The sequence below is a fragment of the Puniceibacterium antarcticum genome (assembly GCF_002760615.1).
GTDB classification, from domain to species: Bacteria; Pseudomonadota; Alphaproteobacteria; order Rhodobacterales; family Rhodobacteraceae; genus Puniceibacterium; species Puniceibacterium antarcticum.
This window is the reverse complement of record NZ_AWWI01000041.1, coordinates 1-3,214: the sequence shown is the minus strand read 5'-3', so window position 1 is coordinate 3,214 and position 3,214 is coordinate 1. Positions and strand designations below refer to the sequence as shown.

Genomic DNA, 3,214 nt, shown 5'->3' with positions numbered 1-3,214 from the left:
GCAACAGCGCCCTTTTATCATGTCTATCGCTACGATTGCAGAACAGTCCCGGCAAGTTGACCGATCAGGGCTGTCCGGCTTTGCGCAGTTCGGCCAGCTGGCGGGATAATTGCATCCAGCAGAAGTCTCATCTCGCTTCACCCGAAAGTTTGTGACAGAACCTCCTGAAATGGGCAAACGACAACAAGGTCGAATGGCATTACATTGATCCCGGAAAGCCGCAGCAGAATGGTTACTTAGAGTCATTCAACGGCAGCTTGCGCCCCTCTCGGCAGATTGCTCCGCAATCGCCTGCCGGGCAATGGACGAATGCTTCAACGAGGAAATCTTGCGTCAGCTTGACCGACGCCCGCCAAACGCTGGCCCTTTGGCGCTACGACTACAACAACGTCAGGCCGCATTCATTGCTCGGCAACAAGACCCCCGCAGAAGCGCGCCGAGCGCTTGAGCTACTTGATGGCATCGCGCCCGGCGCGCTTGCCACACCCGAAACCGACGACTATGAATCCCAAGGACTCTCGTTATGACTGACGGACGACCGGGGGCAGGTCGAGATCAATGAACCGACAACCTCAGGCCAGTTAACGTGACAACGCCCCAACCGGTGTTGTCACGTTAGAGGCTCTTAAGGTATTCTAGCAATGCGTCGCGGTCTACGTTGGAAAGGGTCGTGCCATAGGTGTGACCCATATTGCCATTCCCACTAATTGACGTGTCAAAGCTGGACCTGCCCGATATGGCTGGAACATCAAAACCGACGTCGGCGGAATCGAAACCTGATGCGTCCAAGCTGAAAGTCTTGGGGCGCTCAGCGACTGGACTCAGAAGTGCCCGCAGCGTTGGTACCGAACCATTGTGCAGGAACGGCCCAGTTGCCCAAATACCATTCAGCGGGCGAGCGCGATATTGCGCGGTTTCTTTCGTCTCAAGGCAGATGACGTCTTGCGAAGGTCGTTCGAGCGCGTCGGCCACGAGAAGCGAATACAGGGTCGACTTGTCAGAGCTCCGTGCAGTCAACGCCGCAGCAATCTCCGCTTCACTTCGACCCGACGCTTTCATCCCGGCGATCACATGGGCGTCAGATTCTTCGTTTTTTCTATGTGAATGCGTGCTCAACCCCAATTTGTCACCGACCGCGTTGAGTGCATTGCGAAGCTTGCTCATGACCGAGGTTTCGAGTTCGGTGCCGACTGCCTCGACAATTGTGCCACCCGTCGCGCTTAGATCGTTCATCATGACGGCGACCGTGACATGGGCAAGTATCTCGTTGCCATGCGTGCGCTCACATAGTGGATCACCACTGACAAAGGCGCTCTTGCGCCCCTGCAAGGGCCCAGTGGCAACCTCGCGATTGGAAAAATCATAGGCAGCGGCGGGGTCGGTGCCTATATCTGGCAGGGCCACCAGCTTGACTTCGATACTGGCAAGGTCGCCGCGGTCTGTGCGATCAATAGCTTCATGGCAACCCGAACAGTTTGTCGCATAGATTTGCTGCCCCCGCGCGACAAGCGTTGTGTCTAGCTGCGGCAGTAGGCCCAGATCAGCCAAACCGCTCCACTGCGGAGAGGTCAACGATCCCAGAGTATTTTCTAAATCCATCAGATGTCCCACCCGAACTGATGAGGCATAGCCCACCGGCAAGATGGTCTCGACGACCGACACCTGGCCGAATACACCCAGCACCTGCCCGACATTGCGACCGATGGCTCCGGCACCCGCATTCGGGACAACACCGTTGTATTGTACAAAGTTAAGATAAGGCGCATCCCACAGATATGGGAAACTAACCGGAGCATTTGGCGGACGGGCATTGTCGGGGCGATGCAGCATTTCAGCTGTGACCTGATTCAAGATGACGTTCAGCGCGTCCACGCGACCGGGCCCGGCGATCACGGTGCTTGCGTTGCGATCTGCCCAGTTCTCACGAGTCTGAGTCATCAGGCTGAAACGGGCATGCAATTGGGTTATTGCGTCCCGTGATACATCCGCGCCCAGAACCCGGGCCGCGAAACGGTCAAACTTGGCCGGATCATCCCGCGTGGCCTGAAGGGCTGCCAACAGATCTTGCATGAAGGCCCCAAAATCAAAATGAGACACGCCGCCATCAATCAACACGTGGGTGTCTTTTACTTTGATCTTGGTGACATGGCACGCCGCGCAGTTCATTCCCAACTGTGGTTCCGGCTCAAGCATCCCACGATCAATCGTCATCCCGATCGGAAGTCCGTCAGGATTTAGGTCGGTTAACCCCCATGAAATTAGACCAAAACTCTCAAGATGATCATCCGCGCGAAACAGGGCTTCCGAGTTGGTCTGTTCCAGCGCAAGGAACCAAGCATACGGCAAGATCGGAGAGCCCTGGGGTTCATGATAAAACTGGTTGCGCGTCGCTTCATCCCAGCCCTGATCCAGTGTGACTGCCTGCTGGGCGAGCACCGGGCCAATCGTGCACATCACAAGTGCCGCAGATGCAAGGGAGAAGCGGCCGACAGTCGTCGGAATCAAAGGGTTCTTCATCTTTGCAATCACCTTTATGTTGGAGGTATCGGGAGGGTTCAGAGAGTCTTCAAATATTCGATCAAGGCCATCGCGCCGGGAATGTCATCGGACCAATCCAGCCGGTAGGTTCGATCACCCTCGACAATATCCGTGTCGTGACCCTTGATGGTCAGCGCGTGAAATGCCGTCGTCTCAAAGAGGTATCCCCCATCGGCTCCCTCCTCCCAGTCAAAGCCTAAATTCTGGGTATCGTATGTCAGCCGACCTTTGACGAACCTGTCAGGTCTTTGTGCCGGAACCAGCAGGTGAAACATGGTCGGGATCACGCCCGTGTGCAGGTAGGGTGCCAGCGCCCAAGCCCCATGCAGCGCCGTGGCATTGTAGCCCCTTTGCTGGTCGAGCTGGCGCATGATGGCCTCTTCCTTCCCCTCCAGCGAGCGTCCGTCGAAGCTGGCGCAAGGGGTGATGGGGCTGCCGTACATGACGATTGATGTCTGGGGATTGCAGATTTCCAGATATTCAGAACGAGCGCCTTTCATCAACAGGTCATTGATGACATTGCCCCGTGACGGATCAGTGCCCAGCGTATCGTAAACACGTCCGTTCCTGGGCTGATGGCAAGCTTCGCAGTTTTCCGCGAACAGTACTGCTCCTTGTAGAGCGTCAACCACCTTGTCCGCGGGCGACAACCAATTTGGCCGGTTTTGAGGCCGCT

At 56.4% G+C, this 3,214-nt stretch carries 2 protein-coding genes and 1 pseudogene; 1 reads left to right on the top strand and 2 read right to left on the bottom strand.

Annotated elements, in window-relative coordinates:
- Nucleotides 1–161: 161 nt before the first annotated feature.
- Nucleotides 162–527, top strand: a pseudogene (locus tag P775_RS04445) (integrase core domain-containing protein); the annotation flags it as partial.
- 88 nt (nt 528–615) lie between these two features.
- On the opposite strand, the gene P775_RS04440 reads toward P775_RS04445, so the two are convergent.
- Nucleotides 616–2,517 carry a di-heme-cytochrome C peroxidase gene (locus P775_RS04440; protein WP_099909834.1) on the bottom strand — a complete coding sequence of 634 codons (1,902 nt, stop codon included), beginning with the start codon at nt 2,515–2,517 and terminating at the stop codon, nt 616–618.
- Between the two features lie 38 nt (nt 2,518–2,555).
- The coding region (locus P775_RS04435; RefSeq protein WP_483880067.1) for a c-type cytochrome at nt 2,556–3,214 on the bottom strand (659 nt) is incomplete at its 5' end.